The sequence below is a fragment of the Pseudomonas sp. HLMP genome (assembly GCF_046365545.1).
Lineage (GTDB): Bacteria > Pseudomonadota > Gammaproteobacteria > Pseudomonadales > Pseudomonadaceae > Aquipseudomonas > Aquipseudomonas guariconensis_B.
The window spans coordinates 1-1,679 of the sequence record NZ_JBDLLR010000009.1 but is presented as its reverse complement, the minus strand read 5'-3'; the positions used below and the strand labels follow the sequence as shown (position 1 = coordinate 1,679).

General features: G+C 66.9%; 1 protein-coding gene. It reads right to left on the bottom strand.

Translation table 11 applies throughout. The features are described from left to right. Positions 1–1,634, bottom strand: a 1,634-nt coding sequence (locus ABFA30_RS24005) for a hypothetical protein (protein WP_410046086.1), incomplete at its 3' end; no start/stop codon positions are given. Between the last annotated feature and the right edge of the window lie 45 nt (positions 1,635–1,679).

Here is a 1,679-nt window from a genome sequence, read left to right as displayed (position 1 = left end):
GTCTTCAGAAACCCAGGCGTCTTGCTTTTCCCCAGCGTCGTCTTCACCTCGATCACCAACAACGTTCCTTCTTCAAACCGCATCTCTTCCACCGGCGCCGTTCCCTTCAAACCATCGATGTGATGACGCATAGCCTGGGTAGTCGGATTCCTCACCTTCATCGACGGTGGCGGCGGCACATACACCAACATGTCGATCCCCTGGTCGCTCTTGTTCTTCAGCCCGAAACGGCTGGGAATGGCAGGGTCGGTGCTGTAGCCGAGGATGTTCTGCGGCCTGACGTTCCAGTGCTTGACCAGTGCCGCGGCCAGGGCCTCTTCACCCGCATCGGCCACCACCCGCGTCAAGCTGCCGCCCATGCGCACCGGCCCCACGCTGTGCTGGATCAGCGCCACCAGCCGGTCGCGCAGGGTGGTGGCCATGTAGGCGTAGTCGGCCCTGCCGCCGGTGACGTCCAGGGAAACCAGGCTGGCGTTGCGGTCCACCGCGTGCAGTTCGCTGGCCCGTACCGGTAGCCCGCCGTCGCGGGCGGGCCGCTCGATGCGGGTTTCGAGCACAGTGACTTCGCCGGTGCTGCGCTTGCCCAGGCGACGGACTTCCTCCTGGGTGAGAGCGGCATTGTCGAGCCTGACCGTGGTCACGCCGCCAGGCAGGAGCTTGTGCATCAGCCAGCGCGCACCGCCCAGGGCCGCGGGCAGCAACAAGGCCAGGTTGATGGCCATGAACACCTGCTTGCCACGGTCCTCGGCGGTGGCGGGGTTGGCCAGCCGCGCCAGTTCGGTGAAGAAGTGTTCGCCGATGCTCAGGCCTTCGCCGGTGATCATGCGGTGGCTGCCATCGATCATGGCATCGGCGGCCAGGGCCGCTTCCAGGGCCACGAAGACGTAGCGCCCGACCGAGGCGGCGCCGGTGATGCCGCGCACCACCGGCACGAAGGCCAGCACGCCGAGGGCGAGCTCGCCGGCGCCTTTGACGCCCTCCCAGGCGCGTGACCTGGCCTTGGCCTCGGCGAAGTGGCGGGCCAGTTGCTCGCTGGCCAGTTCGACGGGGTACAGCCCGGTGGGGGTATGCCAGGTATAGGGCGGGCTGATCCGATGCTCGCCGTTCTCGTCGGTGTACTCCTCGCGCGGTGCCTCGGCCCAGCGGGCGTGGGTGAAGGTGGCGAAGTAGATCTTGTGATCGCTGAAGAAGAAGTTGCGCTGCAGCTCGAAGCCCATCCCCTGGTGGGTGCGCACGCCCATGTGGTCGAGCACTGGCGGCGCCAGGTCGTCCAGTTGCAACTGGTCATCGACGCACACCAGTTCAAGCTTTTCGGTGGCGGCGAAGGCATGGAACTCGGCGAGCCAGGCATCGCCTAGCGTGCTGCCGGCGTGTTCCAGGACCCGTTGCAGGAAGGTGTCGCGCTGATTGCGCGTCTTGTCGCGGATCCAAGGGTTACGGCGGAACCACTCGGGGCCGACGCCGTCGCGGGAGGGGATGCCCAGCAGGTGGTCGCAGCCGTCGTTGCCGTCGAGGGAGAACAGCGCGCCGGGCAGGGAGCAGGGCACGCAGAGGGTAGGGGGCACGGGCAGTGCACCGTTGCGCACGCCCTGGCGCAGCCTTTCCAGGCCGGGGGGTAAAAGGGGGTCAGACATGCGAAGGTGTGTCCTTGAGTGCGCGTTGGTGAGCGGCCAGTTGCT